Source organism: Arthrobacter sp. Z4-13, from assembly GCF_054792705.1.
In genome coordinates this window covers 2,723,817-2,743,234 of record NZ_CP096459.1, presented here as the reverse complement: position 1 = coordinate 2,743,234, position 19,418 = coordinate 2,723,817, and the positions used below count along the sequence as shown (strand labels likewise).

General features: G+C 66.1%; 18 protein-coding genes. 12 read left to right on the top strand and 6 right to left on the bottom strand.

What is annotated here, in order from left to right; genetic code table 11:
• Positions 1 to 33: 33 nt before the first annotated feature.
• Both mgrA and M1E07_RS14370 read left to right on the top strand, forming a co-directional pair.
• On the top strand, positions 34 to 1,074 hold the full coding sequence (gene mgrA / locus M1E07_RS14375) for an L-glyceraldehyde 3-phosphate reductase (RefSeq protein WP_461187339.1): 1,041 nt from the start codon (positions 34 to 36) through the stop codon (positions 1,072 to 1,074).
• Between the two features lie 163 nt (positions 1,075 to 1,237).
• Positions 1,238 to 2,323, top strand: coding sequence for an inositol-3-phosphate synthase (locus M1E07_RS14370; RefSeq protein WP_461187338.1), 1,086 nt, complete (start codon positions 1,238 to 1,240; stop codon positions 2,321 to 2,323).
• Between the two features lie 191 nt (positions 2,324 to 2,514).
• On the opposite strand, the gene M1E07_RS14365 is transcribed toward M1E07_RS14370, so the two are convergent.
• Positions 2,515 to 3,138, bottom strand: coding sequence for a MerR family transcriptional regulator (locus tag M1E07_RS14365; RefSeq protein WP_461187337.1), 624 nt, complete (start codon positions 3,136 to 3,138; stop codon positions 2,515 to 2,517).
• Between the two features lie 96 nt (positions 3,139 to 3,234).
• Between M1E07_RS14365 and M1E07_RS14360 the strand changes: the two genes are divergently transcribed.
• Positions 3,235 to 3,750, top strand: a complete 516-nt coding sequence (locus tag M1E07_RS14360) for a DUF2306 domain-containing protein (protein ID WP_461187336.1) — start codon at positions 3,235 to 3,237, stop codon at positions 3,748 to 3,750.
• A gap of 17 nt (positions 3,751 to 3,767) precedes the next feature.
• Here M1E07_RS14360 and M1E07_RS14355 read toward each other — a convergent pair whose 3' ends face one another.
• From M1E07_RS14355 to M1E07_RS14340, 4 genes are all read right to left on the bottom strand, one after another.
• A complete protein-coding gene (locus M1E07_RS14355) occupies positions 3,768 to 4,727 on the bottom strand; it encodes a DUF559 domain-containing protein (RefSeq protein WP_461190407.1) in 960 nt (319 codons plus the stop codon).
• 151 nt (positions 4,728 to 4,878) lie between these two features.
• Positions 4,879 to 6,555 carry a formate--tetrahydrofolate ligase gene (locus M1E07_RS14350; protein ID WP_461187335.1) on the bottom strand — a complete coding sequence of 559 codons (1,677 nt, stop codon included), beginning with the start codon at positions 6,553 to 6,555 and terminating at the stop codon, positions 4,879 to 4,881.
• Between the two features lie 46 nt (positions 6,556 to 6,601).
• Positions 6,602 to 7,864 carry a D-inositol-3-phosphate glycosyltransferase gene (gene mshA, locus M1E07_RS14345; RefSeq protein WP_461187334.1) on the bottom strand — a complete coding sequence of 421 codons (1,263 nt, stop codon included), beginning with the start codon at positions 7,862 to 7,864 and terminating at the stop codon, positions 6,602 to 6,604.
• Positions 7,865 to 7,942: 78 nt separating this feature from the next.
• The gene (locus M1E07_RS14340) at positions 7,943 to 9,358 is read right to left on the bottom strand and encodes a family 4 glycosyl hydrolase (protein ID WP_461187333.1); all 1,416 of its coding nucleotides are present in this window, start codon (positions 9,356 to 9,358) and stop codon (positions 7,943 to 7,945) included.
• Between the two features lie 82 nt (positions 9,359 to 9,440).
• Here M1E07_RS14340 and M1E07_RS14335 point away from each other — a divergent pair, with 82 nt between their 5' ends.
• The 7 genes from M1E07_RS14335 to tsaD all read left to right on the top strand — a co-directional run bounded on the left by M1E07_RS14335 (position 9,441) and on the right by tsaD (position 15,506).
• Positions 9,441 to 10,532: a carbohydrate kinase family protein gene (locus M1E07_RS14335; protein WP_461187332.1), complete on the top strand. Its 1,092-nt coding sequence runs from the start codon at positions 9,441 to 9,443 to the stop codon at positions 10,530 to 10,532.
• A gap of 175 nt (positions 10,533 to 10,707) precedes the next feature.
• Positions 10,708 to 11,274, top strand: a complete 567-nt coding sequence (locus M1E07_RS14330) for a hypothetical protein (protein ID WP_461187331.1) — start codon at positions 10,708 to 10,710, stop codon at positions 11,272 to 11,274.
• Between the two features lie 69 nt (positions 11,275 to 11,343).
• Positions 11,344 to 12,567 carry an alanine racemase gene (gene alr / locus M1E07_RS14325; protein ID WP_461187330.1) on the top strand — a complete coding sequence of 408 codons (1,224 nt, stop codon included), beginning with the start codon at positions 11,344 to 11,346 and terminating at the stop codon, positions 12,565 to 12,567.
• Positions 12,564 to 13,226 (top strand): tRNA (adenosine(37)-N6)-threonylcarbamoyltransferase complex ATPase subunit type 1 TsaE, encoded by a 663-nt coding sequence (gene tsaE, locus M1E07_RS14320; protein WP_461187329.1) that lies wholly within the window; start codon positions 12,564 to 12,566, stop codon positions 13,224 to 13,226. Before alr ends, tsaE begins: the two co-directional genes overlap by 4 nt.
• Positions 13,226 to 13,897, top strand: a complete 672-nt coding sequence (gene tsaB, locus M1E07_RS14315; protein WP_461187328.1) for a tRNA (adenosine(37)-N6)-threonylcarbamoyltransferase complex dimerization subunit type 1 TsaB — start codon at positions 13,226 to 13,228, stop codon at positions 13,895 to 13,897. Before tsaE ends, tsaB begins: the two co-directional genes overlap by 1 nt.
• A 44-nt stretch (positions 13,898 to 13,941) precedes the next feature.
• Complete coding sequence (rimI, locus tag M1E07_RS14310; RefSeq protein ID WP_461190406.1) at positions 13,942 to 14,421, top strand: ribosomal protein S18-alanine N-acetyltransferase; 480 nt, start codon at positions 13,942 to 13,944, stop codon at positions 14,419 to 14,421.
• Positions 14,418 to 15,506, top strand: coding sequence for a tRNA (adenosine(37)-N6)-threonylcarbamoyltransferase complex transferase subunit TsaD (tsaD, locus tag M1E07_RS14305; protein ID WP_461187327.1), 1,089 nt, complete (start codon positions 14,418 to 14,420; stop codon positions 15,504 to 15,506). Before rimI ends, tsaD begins: the two co-directional genes overlap by 4 nt.
• Positions 15,507 to 15,519: 13 nt before the next feature.
• Here the strand turns inward: tsaD and M1E07_RS14300 are convergent, their stop codons facing one another.
• Positions 15,520 to 16,671, bottom strand: coding sequence for a glutamate--cysteine ligase (locus tag M1E07_RS14300; RefSeq protein ID WP_461187326.1), 1,152 nt, complete (start codon positions 16,669 to 16,671; stop codon positions 15,520 to 15,522).
• 388 nt (positions 16,672 to 17,059) lie between these two features.
• On the opposite strand from M1E07_RS14300, the gene M1E07_RS14295 reads away from it, so the two are divergent.
• Together M1E07_RS14295 and M1E07_RS14290 are read left to right on the top strand one after the other, a co-directional pair.
• Entirely contained in the window at positions 17,060 to 18,505 is a 1,446-nt protein-coding gene (locus M1E07_RS14295) for a glycoside hydrolase family 3 N-terminal domain-containing protein (RefSeq protein WP_461190405.1), read from the top strand.
• Between the two features lie 87 nt (positions 18,506 to 18,592).
• Positions 18,593 to 19,411: a shikimate 5-dehydrogenase gene (locus M1E07_RS14290; protein WP_461187325.1), complete on the top strand. Its 819-nt coding sequence runs from the start codon at positions 18,593 to 18,595 to the stop codon at positions 19,409 to 19,411.
• Positions 19,412 to 19,418: the final 7 nt, after the last annotated feature.

Here is a 19,418-nt window from a genome sequence, read left to right as displayed (position 1 = left end):
GTTGCGCGGGTCACAACTGGCAGGATGGAACGTATGACTTACTCCGCGGCGGAAGACCGCTACGACTCCATGCCCTACCGCCGCGTCGGCCGCAGCGGCCTGAAACTCCCGGCCATCTCGCTCGGCCTCTGGCACAACTTCGGTGACGACAAGCGCTTTGACGAGCAGCGCGCCATCCTCCGCCGTGCCTTCGACCTTGGCGTCAACCACTTCGACCTCGCCAACAACTACGGCCCGCCGGATGGTTCTGCCGAAACCAACGTCGGCCGGCACCTCAAAGACGACTTCAAGCCGTACCGTGACGAACTGGTCATCTCCACGAAGGCCGGCTACTACATGTGGCCCGGCCCCTACGGTGAATGGGGATCCCGCAAGTACCTGATTTCCAGCCTGGACCAGTCGCTGCAGCGGATGGGCCTGGACTACGTGGACATTTTTTACAGCCACCGGCCGGACCCCGAAACCCCGCTCGAAGAGACCATGGGTGCCCTGGATTACGCTGTGCGTTCGGGCAAGGCGCTGTACGCGGGCATCTCCTCGTACACCCCCGAGCAGACCATTGAGGCGGCACGCATCCTGAAGGAACTTGGGACGCCGCTGCTGATCCACCAGCCCAGCTACTCCATGCTCAACCGGTGGACCGAAAACGGCAGCCCCAACCTGTACGAGGCACTTGACCAGGTAGGCGCCGGCTCCATCGCCTTTTCCCCACTGGCCCAGGGCATGCTCACCGACCGTTACTTCAACGGCATCCCTGCTGACTCGCGCGCCGCCAAGGCCCGGTTCCTGTCCGAGGACACCATTACCGACGAGAAGCTGGAACGGATCCGCGGCCTGCATGCGATCGCCGAGGGGCGCGGCCAGTCGCTGGCGCAGATGGCCATTGCTTGGATCCTGCGGGACCAGCCTAAGGGCTCGTCCGTGACATCGGCATTGATTGGTGCCTCCAGTGTCAGCCAGCTGGAGGACAGCCTGTCCGCCGTGAACAACCTCCAGTTCACCTCAGACGAACTGGAGGCCATCGACGAATTCGCCGTCGAATCGGACATCAACCTCTGGAAGCAGCCCGCCTGATTTTCATTACTGCCATTCCAGTGTGCGGGACCGGGGAACAAGCCTTGGTCCCGCTCTGTTGGGTACTATGAAAAGGCGCCGCGTGGCGCCGAGCCTGCCGGCCGCCGTCGTACTTTAGTCGCAGCGGAACCCGGCCGGTGACGTTTGTCCTCAAAGGAGTTCCGTGTCTTCACATCCGATTCGTGTTGCAATCGTCGGCGTAGGAAACTGCGCCGCTTCGCTGGTCCAGGGCGTCCACTACTACAAGGACGCTGACCCCAAGGCCACGATCCCGGGCCTGATGCACGTTGAGTTCGGCCAGTACCACGTGGGTGACGTGCAGTTCGTCGCCGCGTTCGACGTGGACGGCAAAAAGGTCGGCGTTGACCTTGCCGATGCGATCCTGGCGAGCGAAAACAACACCATCAAGATCGCCGACGTGCCGCCCAGCGGCGTTACGGTCCAGCGTGGCCACACCCTCGACGGGCTGGGCAAGTACTACCTCGAGACCATCGAGCAGTCCACGGAAGAGCCCGTGGACGTTGTGCAGGCACTCAAGGACGCCAAGGTCGATGTCATGGTGTGCTACCTCCCGGTTGGCTCGCAGGAAGCTGCCGAGTTCTACGCGCAGTGCGCCATCGACGCCGGCGTGGGCTTCGTGAACGCCCTGCCCGTGTTTATCGCCGGGACCAAGGAATGGGCGGACAAGTTCACCGCTGCCGGTGTCCCGATCGTGGGCGACGACATCAAGAGCCAGATCGGCGCCACCATCACGCACCGTGTTATGGCCAAGCTCTTCGAAGACCGCGGCGTCACGCTGGACCGCACCTACCAGCTGAATGTCGGCGGCAACATGGACTTCAAGAACATGCTGGAGCGCGACCGCCTGGAATCCAAGAAGATCTCCAAGACCCAGGCCGTCACGTCCAACGTCGAAGCCGAGCTGGCTGCCAAGGACGTCCACATCGGCCCGTCCGACTACGTCCAGTGGCTCGATGACCGCAAGTGGGCCTTCGTTCGCCTCGAAGGCCGCAACTTCGGTGACGCCCCGGTCTCGCTCGAATACAAGCTGGAAGTCTGGGACTCACCCAACTCCGCCGGCGTGATCATCGACGCCATCCGCGCCGCCAAGATCGGGCTGGACCGCGGCATCGGCGGCCCGCTGCTCTCCGCATCGAGCTACTTCATGAAGTCCCCGCCGGAGCAGTTCAACGACGACCTCGCCCGCGAAAAGGTCGAAGCCTTCATCCGCGGAGACCTTGAGCGCTAACCCCGTTCTGCTGACGCTTGGGACGCTCCCTCACCTTCGGGTGGGGGAGCGTCCCCGCTTAACCCGCCCCATCACTTCCCGCATCGTTTCTCACGACGCCCCATCACCTTCTGCGCCTTTTCGCGGAACGCCCCATCACGTTCTGCGCCTTTTCGCGGAACGCCCCACCACTTTCCCTCCGGCAGGCTTGATTACGAGTCCGGTTCATAGCGGCGGATGCTGTGGCTGGCCTGCGCCAAGGCAAGCAGTCGCAACAGCAGTTGGCTGTGCATGTGCATGCCGACGGCGGCGGTGAGGATAAGCTGATCAGCGCTCTTAGGTGCGGTGGTGGCAGCGATGTCGAATCGAGCGACGTCGTCCATCGCCCTGCTGTAGAGGTCCAGGACCTCCTCCCCGACCTTGATGTTCAGGCTGTCCATCAGCCGCAGGTGAGCATTCAGCGCACTTCGCGCGTCGCTCGGATAGTCCGGCCAGTTCCTCAGACGCACGACGGCGTCACCTGCCGATGTGCCCGCGTCGCCGCTGTCGGCAGTTGTGGTGTTCAGCTTCAGCACCACCCGTTGAACTGCCGCCAACAGCGCAAGACGCGGGACGCCGTCGTCCGCCATCATGACGAGTGAGCGAATCTGCTCGATGTTCAGTCCGACGACCCTACGCAGAACGCGTATCAGTTCCAGTCGCTCAACATGCCGTTCCGAGTACTGCGCACGCGTAGCGTGGATGGTCTCGCCCGCCGGCAGCAACCCCTCGCGAAGATAGAACTTGATGCTGGCTGTGGGCGTACTTGACTGCTCGCTCAGTTCCTTTAGTTGCATGGCGCCTCCTTTCTGCCTGGTTTATGGTCCTTGGATAGTAGGTCGCCCAGATCTATCCAGATATACAGGAATAGATAGTGTCTCTATCCTATGAGCATGGAGCACTGGAATGCGCTGCTTGTCAGCCACGTAGTCGCAGCACTTTTTGTCCTGGTGATCGGCCCGCTTCAAATCCTTCGTCGACGCCGCGACCGCGTCCACCGGACCATGGGGTATCTATGGGTCGCAGCCATGTACTACGTCTGCTTCAGCAGCTTTTGGATCGTGACGGCCGGGCATTTCACATGGCTGCACGGGTTATCCGCTTTCACCATTCTGACGGTCACCTTGGGACTGATCAGCGCCATCCGCGGAAACATCTCCGCCCACCAGGGAAACATGATCGGCAGCTATCTCGGCATCGCAACTGCCTTCGTTTTTGCTGTTACGGTGCCAGGTCGTGCTATCCCCCGCCTCCTCTCCGAGGACCCGGCCACTGCAGTCTTTGTTGGTGGCGCTGTGATGTTGTCTGTAGTTGTGGTTTTCGTCTCGCTGAATGGGGATAGCCGCAGGCGGGATTCGATCAGGTTGAGACGCTCGAGAGTGCGTCAGTCCAGCGGTACCGTTTCCTGACCTGTCCCGCGCTTACTTCACCCAGTACTCACAAAACCGGCTGCGTGCGGATGATCGGTCCACGCTGTGCGCAGGTACCGCTTGATCAACTTGATAGCGCCTTCGAAGCCTTCAGCGGCGTCGTCTTTGGTGAATACCAGGACTGTCCAGCCAGTTGATTCGAAGGCCTTGTCCCGCCGTCGGTCGCTGAATTGCTGTGCATCAAGAAGGTGATGCCCGCCGTCGTACTGGATTGCGAGACGCCGGTGACGGTAGCCAAGGTCAGCAGTAGGGGAGGCGGCGTCATCCGGTCGAAGCGCGATTTGCAGGTCCGGCTCCGGTAAGTTCCCGTCTGCCATGGCTAGCCGGAGCATGGATTCGGGTGCAGAATCAGCCCCGACTCTCATCAGCTCGAGGGCCTCCCGGGCGCGAACGATGCCTTGCAGGTTGGGGTGTCGCCCAACTAAGGCGCGCAGCCCGCCCAATGTGTCGTAGGGCTCAGATCTGCCTTCAAAATGCGCCCGAGGGATGCGAATGATCTGATCTCCCAGGCAGACCAGGTCTGCTAACGACAGCCGGCGGGCCAAGTCAAGCCATGTTCGCGAGCGCGTGCTGATCCGGATACCGTCAACGGATTCAATCTCGTCCTCCCTCGCGATGACGCTATGTGCGATCACGCCTTTCCTGCGCACCTGGGGCAGCTGCTTGGGCTTGCTCAGATGCAGTTCGGTGGAGTCCGACAGCCAGGCCGGCAGCAGTTGACAGTGCAGACGCGCTGCAGTGACGTGTGAAATCCAAGCTCCCGGTGATACTTCGGATAATGCCCGGGCCGCAGCTTCGAGCTCAAAGCTCCAGTCCGACGGGCGGTACACCTCCCTGCTTACATGGACCACGTCACGTCCGCGAAGTCTCCTGGCAGGTATGCCCAAGGCCAGAGCCGAGGTGAAGGTGAAGGGGGCATTAGCCAACGGCTGGGGCAGATCAACACGGTTAGGCATGTTGGCATTGTGGCTCAAAAGGCCACGCCGCTGCAGAAGTTATCCACAGGCAGGGCAGGCGATGGCGGGAGGTGATGGGGCGTTCCGAAAAAACGTGCGGGAGGTGATGGGGCGTTCCGAAAAAACGGGCGGGAGGTGATGGGGCGTTGGGTTAGGTGAGGCCCACCGGGTTGCCGGCGTCGTCCACGTCCATCCGCATTGCGGCCGGGGCGGCGGGCAGGCCGGGCATGGTCATCACCGCTCCGGTCAGCGCCACGATAAACCCCGCACCAGTCTTAGGCAGGAGGTCCCGCACGTGGATGGTAAAGCCTTTGGGTGCGCCGAGGCGGGAGGCGTCGTCCGTGAACGAGTACTGGGTTTTGGCCATGCAGACCGGCAGCCCGGACCAGCCGTTCCGCTCGATATCAGCCAGCCGCTTAAGGGCGGGCACGGAGAAGTCGACGCCGTCCGCGCCGTAGATCTCCTGCGCTATGGTCCGGATCTTGTCCTCCACAGGCAGTTCCAGCGGGTACAGGTGCCGGAAGCTGTTCGGTCCGGCCACGGCGCGGGCCACGAGGGCTGCCAGTTCATCGCCGCCGTCGCCCCCGCCACCGCGTCCAAAGACATCCGCGACGGCGACCTGGACACCCTCGGCCGCACACCAGGCGAGGAGCCAGTCCAGTTCCTCTTGGGCATCCGACGAGAACCTGTTGATGGCCACCACGGGCGTCACACCGAACTTTTCCACGTTGCGCACGTGCCGGCGCAGATTGGCCACTCCGGCTTCAAGGGCTGGCAGGTCCGGCGCCGTGAGCCGGTCCTTGGCCACCCCGCCCTGCATTTTCAAGGCCCTTACGGTGGCAACCACCACTACGGCAGAAGGGGCCAGGCCACCAAAGCGCGCCTTGATGTCCATAAACTTCTCCGCACCCAGGTCAGCGCCGAAACCGGCTTCGGTCACCACGATGTCCGCGAGCCGCCGAGCCGTTTGGGTAGCTATCAGCGAGTTGCAGCCGTGGGCGATGTTGGCGAATGGACCGCCGTGGACCAAAGCCGGCGTGCCGGCGATGGTCTGCACCAGGTTCGGTTTGATGGCCTCCTTCAGGAGCAGTGTCAAGGCGCCCTGCACTCCCAGGTCCGCCACGGTGACGGGGGAGCGGTCGTAGGTGTAGCCGAACGTAATCCGGCCCAGGCGCTCGCGGAGGTCCGCGAGGTCGGTGGCCAGGCAGAAAACGGCCATGATCTCAGACGCCACGGTGATATCGAAACCGTCCTGGCGGGGAACTCCCTGCGTCGGCCCGCCCAGCCCGATGACCACCTCCCGCAGGGCGCGGTCGTTCATGTCCAGCACCCGCTTGAACGTCATGCGCCGGGGGTCTATGTTGAGTGCGTTGCCTTGGTAGATGTGGTTGTCCACCAGCGCCATCAGGGCATTGTTCGCGGACGTGATGGCGTGGAAGTCCCCGGTGAAGTGCAAATTGATTTCGTCCATCGGCAGCACCTGCGAGTACCCGCCGCCAGTGGCTCCGCCCTTCATGCCCAGGACCGGACCCAACGACGGCTCCCGCAGGGCGATCATCACCCTGTGGCCTGCGCGTGCCAGGGAATCGGCAAGTCCTACCGTGGTGGTGGATTTTCCTTCGCCGGCCGGGGTGGGGGACATGGCGGAGACGAGGACCACCTTCCCGTGCGGCGGAGGTGCAGAAAGCCGCGCCGGATCGATTTTCGCCTTGTACCGCCCGTACAGCTCCACCGCATCCGCGTTGATTCCCGCCGCCGCGGCGATTGACGCAATGGAGCGGATCGGTGCCGCGCGGGCGATGTCGAGGTCACTCGGGGTAGCAGGCATCTTTGTCCTTTGCTTGAGCGGATGGGGCAGCCGGAGGGACTGGGCGTCAGGGGGCAGGGACGGTGGTCAGATGGCGTCCCACAGAGTTGTCGACGGCGGCGTGGTAAGTCTCGAGGGTGATGGCGGCGGTGCGCTGCCACCCTGAGTTCTGGGCCCGGATGGCGGCTGCGCGCCCCATGTCCTCGCGCGTAGCGGGGTCGTCATACAGGGCCTCCAGCGCATCCGCCCAGTCAGAGGCGTGATGGCCATCCACCAACAAACCCGTCCTGCCGTCGAAAATCGCCCGGGACAGCCCGCCGACACGCGTTGCCACCACGGGAGTGCCGCAGGCCTGGGCTTCAAGTGCCACCAGCCCAAAAGACTCGCTGTAGGAGGGCATCGCCACCACGTCAGCCGCCCGGAACCAGGCCGCCAGCTCCGGTGCCTTCACCGGCGGAAGCTGCGTGACGACGTCGTCCATCCCCGCCTCCGCAACCAGCCGCCGGAGGTTGAATTCCTTGTTCCCGCTCAGCGCGCCAAGGATGGTGAGCCGGAGGTTGATATCCGGCCGCCGGCGCCGAAGCAGGGCCGCCGCCTTCACCAGGATCTGCGGACCCTTCAACCGCTGGATCCGGCCCGCGAAGACCAGGTGGAAAGTCTCCGCGCCGATGCCCCGCTCGGTCCGCGACCTTGCCCGGAAGGCGGGAGTGAAGGTGCTGAGGTCCACTCCGGGCGGGGCGATATCTATCCGGTCGTAGGAGGCGTCGTAATGCGACACCAGTTCGGCCGCCTCCGCGCTGGTGTTGGCAATCAGCCGCGCCGCGCCGTCCACGATGCGATGCTCACCCAGCTCGCGGCGCCGCGGCTCAGGCTGTTCCCCGGACTCGAGCAGGAGATTTTTGACCTTGGCCATCGTGTGCATGGTGTGGACCAGCGGCACGCCCCACAGTTCTGACAGCTCCAGGCCAGCGATGCCGGATACCCAGTAGTGCGAATGGATGACGTCATAGCGGCCGTGCGGCTGCCGCTGCCGGATCTGCTCGATCTCTTCGACCATGTGGTGGAGAAGTCCGGGAAGCTCTTCCTTGGGGATCTTTTTCGGGGGTCCGGCCAGGACGTTGTGGACGCACACGCCGGGATCAGGGTGCTCGACGGCGGGCTGGCCGGCGGAGGTGGAGCGCGTGAAGATCTCCACTTCCACGCCGGCCTCGGCCAGAGCGGAGGCGAGTTCCCGGATATAGACGTTCATGCCGCCGGCATCGCCGGAACCGGGCTGCTCCATGGGGGATGTGTGGAGTGACAGTAGAGCCACCCTGCGGACCGGTGCCACGGGACCTCCTTCCGGCCACCGGCGCAGGGGTACCGCGCCGGGTCAGTGCTGGGCATTCGATAAAACACTACTCCTGTGTCAACGCGTACCGCCGCGCCACATCTTCCGCAGGGTTGGAAACGCCTCCTCGTAGCCCGCCAGCAGCGCCGCGCCGAGCTCTTCGGACCCCACCAGCGGATGCCGGGCGAAGGCCTGCAGTGCCGCCTCCCGGCCACCTTCGATCACTGCCCGTACGGTCAGCCGCTCCACGTCCTTGACTTGCCGCAGCAGCCCGAGTTGCTCCGGCGGGGGAGCCTGCTGGGCCAGCGGCAGCGCGCCGTCGGGCGTCACGGTGCAGGGAAGTTCGACGACGGCGTCCGCAGGCAGTCCCGGAATGGCGGCTGCGGGGGCGGTCGGCTGGGCCGCGGCTGGCTCAAGCGCTGGCGCGCCTGCGGGGAGCACAGTGTTGCGCGTGTTCAGGATGAGCTGCGCGTCCCCGGACCCCGACAATGCCCGCATGGCTGCCAGAGCCACCCGCTCATAGCCGCCGCCGGCGAGGTCGGCCTCGTCGCGGTGCTCGTCCTTCCCGCGGGCCTCGGCCAGGTAGCCCTCCTCCCGTGAGCGGCGCGCAGCCTCCCATAACTCGAAGGCTCCACCGCCCGCCGCAGCCAGCCGCGGGTACAGCTCCTGCTGCTGGCTGTGGACGGATTCCCCGCGGGTGGCGGGCATGGCACGCATCGCTTCCCGGGCGGCATCCTGCCGGTAGTAGTAATACAGGTACTCGTTGGGGAGCGCGCCGAGGCGCTCAAGGAACGGCTGGGGAAACAGCCTGCCCTCTTCAAAGGACTGAAGGACACGCTGGTCTGACAGCAGTTCCGGCAGGACGTCCCGTCCGCCGGACTCCAGCCGGTACAGCCAGCCCAGGTGGTTCAGGCCGTAGTAGCCCACGCCGTCGAGCGTTCCTTCCGGCAGCGTAACGCCGGCGGCCCGGGCTGCACGGTGCACCAGGCCGCCCGCGGAGTCGCAGATCCCGATGACCCGGCTGCCGAGCACCGGCAGGAGCGCTTCGGTGACCATACCGGCCGGATTGGTGAAGTTGATCAGCCACGCGTCCGGGCAATGTTCCTTCATCAGGCGCGCGAGCTCCAGCATGTGCGGGATGGTCCGGAGGGCGTAGGAGATCCCGCCGGCGCCCGTCGTCTCCTGCCCCAGCAGGCCCAGGTCCTGCGCCACCCTTTCGTCGGCCACCCGTCCGGCGGTGCCGCCGGGGCGGATGGCGGCAAACACCATCTGGGTTCCCGCCAACGCCTCCGGGAGGCTGGTGGTGGGATGGACCGGCAGACGGACGCCTGGGCCGGGCATGCTGCGCAGGACCGCTGTCACGGCGGCAAGGCGGGAGAGGTCGACGTCGAACAGCACCAGTTCAGTGACCACGCCGGTGAACTGGCCGGAAACCAGCGCCCGGTAGATCAACGGAACCCGAAAACCCCCGCCGCCCACAATCAGAAGCCACATAATCAGCAGTCTAGGTGCGGGTGTCTGCAGCACCTACGGCCGCCCCTACCGGATGTCCGTGGCAGGGCGTAGTGTGCGGCACATGGAGGCGATTCCAGCACGCCCGTTTGACCCCCTGGCCAGCGTCCGCTCGCCATCGGACCCTGGATTCGACGTGCTGCTGGCCGGAACGGTGTTCCAGGACATCATTTTCACCGGCCTGCCGCACGGGCCGGAACCGGGCACGGAAATCTGGAGCGACGGCATGGGCAGCTGCCCGGGCGGGGTTGCAAACCAGGCCATTGCGGCGGCCCGGCTGGGCTTGCGCACTGGCTTGGCGGCGGCCTTTGGTGATGACGGCTACGGGGATTTCAACTGGAAGATCCTGTCCAGCCAGGAGCATGTGGACCTGAGCCTGTCACGGAGGGTTCCGGGCTGGCATTCGCCGGTGACGGTCTCCCTGTGCGTGGACAAGGACCGGTCACTGGTAACCCATGGCCATGCTGCACCGGTGACGGCGTCGGAGCTCATCGGGGACCCGCCTCCCGCTCTCGCCGGCATCGCGGAAGTAGGGCTGGACGTTGAGCCGTGGGCCGTAGCGGCGCACCAGGCCGGAGTGAAACTGTTCGGGGACGTCGGGTGGGATCCCAGCGGCGTTTGGGCGCCGGTCCGGCTGGACAACCTGCAGTACTTCCACGCGTTCCTGCCAAACCAGCGCGAGGCCATGGCCTTCACGGGCAAGGACGATCCCTGGACCGCCCTGTACGCGCTGGCGGACCGGGTGCCGGTTGCCGTGGTGACCCTCGGGCCACAGGGGGCCATGGCGGTTGATTCCGAAACAGGCGAGGAGGAGTGGGTGCCCTCGCTGCCTGTCAAGGCCTTCGATCCCACTGGCGCCGGTGACTGTTTCGACGCCGCGTTCATCGTTGGGAGCCTGGCCGGCTGGCCGCTGGGGAACAGGCTGCGTTTCGCCAATCTTTGCGCCTCGCTGGCGGTGCAGGAAGTGGGAGGATCCCTTGCCGCCCCGGGCTGGGGCGACATCGCCGACTGGTGGAAGCGTGCCAATGCGCGGCCGGAACGGCAAACGAGCCAATGGCTGCGGCGCTTCGGCTTTCTCGCGGACATCATCCAAGACGTCCCGCTCGCCGCACAGCGCCGGGCCGCCGCCACCATCGCGCACCTCTCGGACGCGTGACCCGACGCCCGATGCCTGACGCCCGTCGGCTGGAGGGTGTACAGGTGGGACGTGCATTGTTAGGGTGGCATGCTAAGCCTGCTTACCATTTGTTCGGACCCTGATGTCGGCCGTCGTCACATCGCAAAGGTTCCCTGCCCGGAGCCGCACCCATCGAAGGAGATCCGTCTACATCATGGATAAGCAACCAAGTTCGCAGGTCATTCAGGACTGGCCCGCGGAGTCGCGGGAGGCGGCGCAGCTGGTGATCGACAAGTACGGGGAGCCGGACGAGTACACGCCGTCCCTGCTGATCTGGTACGACGCCGGAGAGTGGAAGCGGATCATTGCCTCGAAGGTGTTTTACCAGCACGATTTTCCTGCCCCCCACTTTGATTCGGTCGAGTCGGTGATCGACTACCGGGTCCCCGCTGAACATTTTTCCGCCCTGGCTGCCTTCGACGGGAGCGTTATCGTTGAACGGACAGCAGGTGAAGTCTCGGCCCGGTGTCACGACGAGGAGGCCGATCGCCTGGCGCTGAACCTGATGAATGACATCGTCACGGGACAGAAGGACACCTCAGCGGCACGGGCGTATTACGCCAAGGAGTTCGCCGGGTACCGCAAGAAGGAACCCACTCCCTACATGGACGCGCTCAGATTCACACCCGGGACCGGTGCGGCCGACCCGGACGAGCAGATCATTTCAGACCAGGAACTGGAACGGGCCGCGGCCGAAGGCAAGGAGAAGGAAGGATCATAAAGCCTTCCGGATTCCGGCCCGGCCGCCCATAATTATTCGGCCCGGAGCGCCAGCACTAGAATCACTAGGGTGACTTACCCAGCAACAACCGGTGATTTCGACGCTGCCGCGGCACAGGACCCCCGCAACGAACGGTCCGCCGTGGTCGACCTTGATGCCATCCGGCACAACGTCCGCCGGCTGGCAGCGGCAGCTTCCCCGGCGAAGGTGATGGCCGTCGTAAAGGCGGACGCCTACGGGCATGGCGCGGTTCCCGTGGCCCGGGCGGCCCTTGAAGCGGGCGCAGCATGGTTGGGCGTCGCCCACATCTCCGAGGCCTTGGCGCTGCGGGCCGCCGGAATCGACGCGCCGCTGCTCGCCTGGCTGCACACCACGGAAAGCAACTTCGGCGCGGCGGTGGCCGCCGGCGTCGACATAGGATGCTCGGGCTGGGAGCTTGACCGTATTGTGGCGGCGGCCCGGGAGCAGGAGCGCCCGGCGCGCATCCACTTGAAGGTGGACACCGGCCTGGGGCGCAACGGCGCAACTCTTGAGACCTGGGACCACCTGGTGGGCGAAGCCATGGAATACCAGGACCAGGGCCTGCTGCGGGTGGTGGGGATCTTCTCGCACCTGGCCGTCGCCGACGAACCCGAACGGCCCGAAACCGACCAGCAGCTCGCGGCGTTCCGTGAAGCGCTCGCTGTTGCCGAGGACGCCGGCGTGGACCCGGAAGTCCGGCACCTCGCGAACACTCCGGCAACCCTATCCCGCCCGGACACCCACTTTGACCTGGTCCGTGTGGGCCTGGGGATTTACGGTTTGTCGCCCTTTGACGGGCAGACGTCCGCCGAGCTGGGGCTCCGCCCTGCCATGACGCTGCGGACCCTGGTATCGCAGTGCAAGGAGGTCCCGGACGGGCAAGGCGTCTCCTACGGACTGCGCTACCGCACCAGCGGCACCAGCAGGCTGGGCCTTATCCCGGTGGGCTACGCCGACGGAGTGCCGCGCATCGCCACGGGCGGGCCCGTCCGGGTGGCCGGTAAAACCTACCCCGTGGTGGGGCGCATCGCCATGGACCAGATGGTCATCGACTTTGGTGGCACCGGGCCAGCCGGCGCGGGCCTGCTCGGTGCCGAGGCCGAGCTGTTCGGTGACGGTGCCGACGGCGGCCCGACAGCCGATGACTGGGCGCGCGCCGCCGGCACCATCAACTACGAAATCGTCACCCGGATCAGCCCGCGGGTTCCCCGCCGCTTCATCAACGAAGAGGCCCCGGCCGCCGTCGTACCTGGTGCGAAGGGGGCCGCGTGAACGCGCCGGTGCAGGAGCCCTGGGACAACGGAGGGGCCCGTCCCAACTGGGAAGAGACCTTCACCGCGACGACGGCGGACCAGACCCATGCGCTTGCCGTCCGTCTTGCGGCGGTCCTGGAAGCCGGGGACCTGCTGGTGCTTTCCGGCGAATTGGGTGCCGGGAAGACCACCTTTACGCAGGGTCTGGGGGAGGGGCTGGGCGTCCGCGCCGGCATCATTTCCCCCACGTTCGTCCTGGTCCGGATCCACCCCAACCTGCCCGAGGGCCCACGCCCCGGCGGGCCGGACCTGGTGCACGTGGACGCCTACCGCCTGGGCTCGGCCGCCGAGATAGACGACATCGACCTCGAGAACACCCTCGACTCCTCGGTGACCGTGGTGGAATGGGGCCATGGCCGGGTGGAGCACCTGAGTGAGAGCCGGCTGGAGATTGACCTGCACCGCGCGATCGGCCTTGGCGGCACGGAGCTCACTGGCGCGGGACGCGGCGCTGTTGGCCCGGCCGGAGCGGCCCCGGGCTTCACCAGGTCCGACGGCGGCACCCTGGATTTCGAGAACGAGGACACGGACGAGCCACGCACCATTATGATGCGCGGGTATGGTCCGCGCTGGCCGGCTCTTCCCGAACACGTGGCAGCCTTTGAAGGGAAAGCCTGATGCTCATCCTTGCGATCGACACCTCCGCCGTGGCCAGCGCCGCACTGGTTTCCGGGGACGCCCTGGAAGGTGTGGTGGGCAGCTTTTCCACCGAGGACACCCGCAGCCATGCGGAGGTGCTGGCGCCGGGAATCGAGCAGATGCTCTCGGACGCCGGCGTCAGCGGGAGCGATATTGACGCCTTGGTTGTGGGGGTTGGTCCTGGCCCGTTCACCGGCCTGCGGTCAGGCATTGCTACTGCACGCACCCTGTCCTTCGTCTGGGGCAAGCCGCTGTACGGGCTGATGAGCCTGGACGCCGTTGCCCTGGAGGTGGCGGAATCCACTGCCGCGGCCCCCGAATTCCTGGTGGTGACGGACGCGCGGCGCAAAGAGGTGTACTGGGCACGCTACAGCCTGGCCGAAGGCCAGCTTCCCGTGTTGGAGGACGGCCCCCACGTTGGCTTCGCGAAGGACCTGCCGGACCTTCCCGCCTATGGTGCCGGCGCAGGGCTCTACGCAGACACCCTGAACGCGAACCCTGATTTCGTCCAGGAGCAGCCGGATGCCCTGTACCTGGGCCAGTTCGCGCTGGCCCGGCTTGCTGCAGGCGGCGCACTCCTCGACTCGACCCCCTTGTACCTTCGCGAATCGGATGCACAGGTCCCCGGACCGAGGAAGAGGGCTTTGTGAGCGCCGCCCCGGATCTCCGCAACAACGGCGTATCCGTGCGGGAGATGACGCCCGACGACGTCATCGCTGTCAGCGTGTTGGAGCAGCGGCTTTTCCCGGTGGATGCCTGGCCCCTGCACATGTTTTACGACGAACTGGCCCAGCCCGAGACCCGGTGGTACCTGGTGGCCGAGGGCAGCGAAGGCATCGTGGGCTACGCCGGGCTGATGTGCATCGAACCCATCGCGGATGTGCAGACCATCGCCGTCGTGCCTGAATACGAAGGGCGCGGCATCGGCACCACGCTGCTGACCCGGCTCATTGAGGAGGCACGCCGCAGGTATGCAGTGGACCTCCTGCTGGAGGTCCGCGCCGACAATCCGCGCGCCCAGCAGCTTTACCGGCGCTTCGGTTTCGAACAGATCCACGTCCGCCCCCGCTACTACCGCGATGGCGTGGACGCCCTCATCATGCGCCTCCAGCTTCCCGCTCCTTCCGGCGAAGGAACGGGAGACGGCACATCAACGGAAGCAGGCCAGCCATGAACCGTTCTCAGCCCTTGGTGCTCGGCATTGAATCCTCCTGCGACGAGACAGGAGTGGGCATTGTCCGGGGGACCACCCTCCTAACCAACACCGTGTCCTCGTCGATGGACGAGCACGTCCGGTTCGGCGGGGTCATTCCCGAGATCGCCTCCCGGGCGCACCTCGATGCCTTCGTTCCCACCCTCGAGCAGGCGCTGTCCGACGCAGGCGTGGCCCTTGAGGACGTGGACGCCATCGCCGTCACCTCCGGCCCCGGGCTGGCCGGCGCCCTCATGGTGGGGGTCTGCGCAGCGAAGGCCCTGGCCGTGGCCACCGGCAAGCCGCTCTACGCCATCAACCACCTCGTGGCGCACGTGGGGGTGGGACTGCTGGACGGCAAGGAAGGGCAAGCGCCGGAGCTGCCCGAAAACCTCGGCGCGCTGCTGGTCTCCGGCGGCCACACCGAGATCCTGAAAATCAACAGCATCACCGACGACGTGGTCCTCCTCGGCTCCACCATCGATGACGCCGCCGGCGAAGCCTACGACAAGGTGGCCCGCATCCTGGGACTCGGTTATCCGGGCGGACCTGCCATCGACAAGGTGGCCCGCACCGGCAACCCAAAGTCCATCCGCTTCCCCCGCGGCCTCAGCCAGCCCAAATACATGGGAACTGCCGAGGAGCCCGGCCCGCACCGGTACGACTGGTCCTTCAGCGGACTCAAAACCGCCGTTGCCAGGTGCGTTGAGCAGTTCGAGGCCCGCGGCGAGGAGGTCCCGGTGCCGGACATTGCAGCCGCATTCCAGGAAGCCGTGGTGGACATCATCTCCTCCAAGGCCGTCCTGGCCTGCCGGGAAAACGGCATCAAGGACGTGCTGCTCGGTGGCGGGGTGGCGGCGAACTCACGCCTGCGCGAGCTGACGGGCCAGCGCTGCGCCTCCGCCGGGATCCGGCTGCACGTCCCGCCGCTGGACCTCTGTACCGACAACGGAGCCATGGTGGCCGCACTCGGAGCGCAGCTGGTGATGGCAGGGACAGGGCCGAGCGGAATCAGGTTCGCCCCGGATTCATCCATGCCGGTCACGTCAGTTTCACTCCCCGCCTGAGCCGAGGAGAAAATCAGGCGGTGGGGCCGTTCCGCATCTGCTTGACCAGGTCCAGCACCACGGCCTGAAGGTCCCCGCCGTGCTCCTCGGCAACCCGGCGCTGGCGCTGGTAACCGGCGCCCCGGCGGATAATCTTTTCGACGTCGGCAAGCTCATCCGGGCAGCCCAGCTTCGCGGCCACGGGCTCAAGCCGGTTCAGGGTTTCGAGCAGGTGGTCGGTGACCAGCTGCTCCTTGCCCGCGGCATCCAGAATGATGATGGCGTCCATGCCGTAGCGGGCGGCACGCCACTTGTTCTCCTGGACGTGCCACGGCGGCATGGTGGGAATGGTTCCGCCGTTGTCCAGGGTGGTGGAGAACTCGTCCACCAGGCACTGCGTGAGCGCCGCGATGGCGCCCACTTCTTCCAGCGTGGCCAAACCGTCGCAGATGCGCATCTCGATGGTGCCCAGATTCGGCACGGGCCGGATGTCCCAACGGATTTCCGAAAGTGTGTCGATCACTCCGGTGGTGAACATGTCCTGCACATAGGACTCGTAGTCTTCCCAGGAGCTGAACTGGAAGGGCAGGCCGGCCGTGGGCAGCTGCTGGAACATCAGGGCCCGGTGTGATGCGTAGCCGGTGTCCTCGCCGCCCCAGAAAGGGCTCGACGCCGAGAGCGCCTGGAAGTGCGGGAAGTAGTTGACCAGCCCGTCCACCACGGGAAGCGCCTTCTCACGGCGGTCCAGCCCCACGTGGACATGCACGCCGTAAATGACCATCTGGCGGCCCCACCACTGGGTGCGGTCAATAAGTTTCGCGTACCGGGCCTTGTCCGTCACCGGCTGCAGCTGCGGCGGGCTGAACGGGTGGCTTCCGGCGCAGAACAGCTCCACGCCCATGGGATCGGTGATCTCCCGGACGGCCGCGAGTGAACGGCTGAGGTCCTCCTTGGCTTCCTCGGCGGTCTCGCAGATGCCGGTGACCAGCTCCACCGTGTTCAGCAGCAGTTCCTGCTTGATGTGCGGGTGCTCGTCGTCCTCGTTAAGCTCCGGGTGGCGGGAGGCCACGCCGCGGAGCACCTCATTCGCTACGGAGGCGAGCTCGCCTGTCCTGCCGTCCACCAGGGCGAGTTCCCATTCGACACCAAGTGTTGACTGCCTCGATGAAGCGAACTCGATCTTCACGCGTTTCCTTACTGTCCTGTTGCCGCTGGCTCACGCCGTCACTGAAGGGCTGCTGCCGGCAGGCGAACGGGTGTTTCAAGTCTAGTGCAGGGGTAGCATCGTATTGATGGCCTCGTTCCAACACCTGCGTGACAGTCTTCACAAAACCTTCCCCGTTGTGGCTGCAGCCTCTGCTGCAGTAGCGCTCGCGTCCTGCACCGCCGCTCCGGCCCCTGTCCCGTCGCAGGCACCTTCCACCCCCGCCGCACCGTCTGCATCACCGCGTACGACGCCGGCACCCGGCACCGCATCCCCTTCACCTTCGCCAGCGGCGGACCCTGCCCTGCGCCCCCTGGGATGGGGCCCGCAGCAGCGGGACCAGGATGCCGCCGGCGCGGCCGTGGCAAGGATGTCGCCTGAACAGAAGGCGGGGCAGGTCCTCCTTCCGTTCTTCACGGGTACGGACGCCGGGGCCCACGCCGCCGTCGTCGAACGCCTGCACCTTGCCGGATCCATCATCATGGGTGACAACGTGCCGCGGGACCCGCAGGGGAAGGTGGACCTCGCGGCCATGGGCGGCATCAACCAGCGGCTTGCACAGGCGGCCACTGCGGATGGCAGGCCATGGCCGGGGATGATCGGCGTTGACCAGGAGGGCGGGATAGTGGCACGCCTCGGAGCGCCCCTGACGGAATGGCCGGCGCCCATGAGCTACGGTGCCGCGGGCAGCAGGCCCTTGGCGCGGGAGGCCGGGCAGGGGCTGGCAAGCGAGTTGGTGCCCCTGGGTTTCAACACGGATTTTGCTCCGGACACCGACGTGACCATCGGGCCGGCGGATCCCACTATCGGTGCCCGTTCCATGTCCGGCGACCCGGACGCTGCTGCCAGGCTGGGGGTGGCATACTCCCAGGGCATGCTGGCCGCAGGCGTCCTGCCCGCCGTAAAGCATTTCCCCGGCCACGGATCGGTGACCACTGACTCGCACCTGAATCTTCCGGTGCAGCCGGCCAGCGTGGCGGATCTCAGCGCGCGGGACTGGAAGCCCTTCCAGGCCGCCATCGCCGCCGGCGCGCCGATGGTGATGACCGGCCACATCGCTGTGCCCGGTCTGGAACCTGGAGTCCCGGCGTCGCTGTCGGCGCCGACTTATGCGGCGCTGCGGGGGCTCGGGTTCAAGGGGGTCGCCGTGACTGACGCCCTGAATATGGGGGCAGTGCAGAAGAAGTATCCGGCTGGATCAGCCGCCGTCATGGCCCTTGCGGCGGGAGCGGACCTCCTGCTGATGCCCGCGGACGTCGGTCAGGCCCATGCCGCGATCGTCCACGCCGTGGCCAGCGGCAGGCTGCCCGCGGCAAGGCTGGATGAAGCGGCTTTGCGGGTGGCAACCATGATGACGTGGCACGCCCGGGCAGCAGCGGGCACCGGCAAACCAACAGGCACTGCAGCGGGCAGCGGCGCCCCTCTCGCCGCCAAGGTGTCCGCCGCTGCCGTCACTGTCCTCTCCGGCCATTGCAGCGGAGCCCTGGCGCCCCGCGCGGTCCGGGTGGCGGGCGGGAGCCCGACGGACAGGGCGCGGTTCGCGGACGCTGCAACGCGTCACGGCCTCACCCTTGGCTCCGGCCCCTTGGTGAGCCTCATCCCTTACGGGGGACGGCCCGCAGGCGGCGACATCGCCGTCGCCCTCGACGCACCCTGGCCGCTGCAGAGCTCCGCCGCTCCGGTCAAGGTGGCCCTGTACGGCCGCAGCCAGGGCGCTTTCGATGCCCTCGCCGCCGTCCTGGCAGGGGCGGCGCCGGCACCGGGAAAGCTGCCCGCCGCCGTCGGAAGCTACCCGGCGGGAACCGGCTGCCCCTAACCCAACCAGGCAGCGCCAAGTGTCGTTGTGGAGCGCAAAATGACACTTTGCGCTAACCAGTTGGGCGGGAACGCGTTTAATGGTGAAGTGCCAATTCTGAATAAAGACATGACCCTCTGCATCTCGCTCTCGGCCCGGCCAAGCAATAACGGGACCCGCTTCCACAACCACCTGTACGGGCAGCTGGACCTGAACTGGATTTACAAGGCATTCGCCCCCACCAACCTGGAACAGGCCATCGCCGGAGTGCGGGGGCTGGGGATCCGGGGCTGCGCCGTCTCCATGCCTTACAAGGAGGACGTCATTGCCCTCGTTGATGAAATGGACCCCTCGGCCACGGCCATCGACTCGGTCAACACCATCGTCAACACCGATGGGCACCTGAAGGCCTACAACACCGACTACACCGCGATCGAACAGCTGCTGGCCTCCAACGCCGTGCCCACCAGTTATTCGGTACTGGTCCAGGGGGCAGGAGGCATGGCCAAGGCCACTGTGGCTGCCCTGCGGGACGCCGGTTTCACCGATGTCACGGTCCTCGCACGAAACGAAGCCACCGGGCGGGCGCTCGCGGAGCAGTACGGGTTCCAGTGGCGTCCGGCGCTGGACGGCGGGACGGCGGACCTGATCATCAACGTGACACCCCTCGGCATGGCCGGCGGACCCGGAGCGGACACCCTGGCCTTTCCGCAGGAAACCATCGACGCCGCCAGGGTGGTGTTCGACGTGGTTGCCCTGCCTGCTGAAACCCCGCTGATCAGTGCGGCGAGGGCCGCAGGAAAACCGGTGATCACCGGAGCCGAGGTGGCCACCATCCAGGCGCTGGAGCAGTTTGTGCTCTACACCGGCGTGCGGCCGACTGCCGAGCAGGTCCGGGCGGCCGAGGAGTTCACCCGCGCCCAGTAGCTGCTTT